Genomic DNA, 226 nt, shown 5'->3' with positions numbered 1-226 from the left:
TCATCAGCAGGTGTGCCGCCTGGCCAACGTGCTCAAGCAGCGCGGGGTGAAAAAGGGCGACCGGGTGTGCATCTACATGCCGATGATTCCCGAAGCTGCCTTCGCCATGCTGGCCTGTACCCGCATCGGCGCGATTCACTCGGTGGTGTTCGGCGGCTTTTCCCCCGACGCCCTGCGCGACCGCATCCTCGACGCCGACTGCCGCACGGTGATTACCGCCGACGAA

The 226-nt window shown here is 65.0% G+C and carries 1 protein-coding gene; it reads left to right on the top strand.

Features of this window, described 5'->3' with window-relative positions; all coding sequences use genetic code 11:
* A partial coding sequence (locus RRF55_RS28510) for an AMP-binding protein (protein ID WP_439419372.1) occupies positions 1–226 on the top strand: 226 nt, incomplete at both ends.

This window comes from Klebsiella sp. K47 (assembly GCF_051858335.1).
Classification (GTDB): domain Bacteria; phylum Pseudomonadota; class Gammaproteobacteria; order Enterobacterales; family Enterobacteriaceae; genus Klebsiella; species Klebsiella pneumoniae.
Note: the sequence above shows the minus strand (reverse complement) of the source record. Positions and strands in the feature narration are given on the sequence as shown.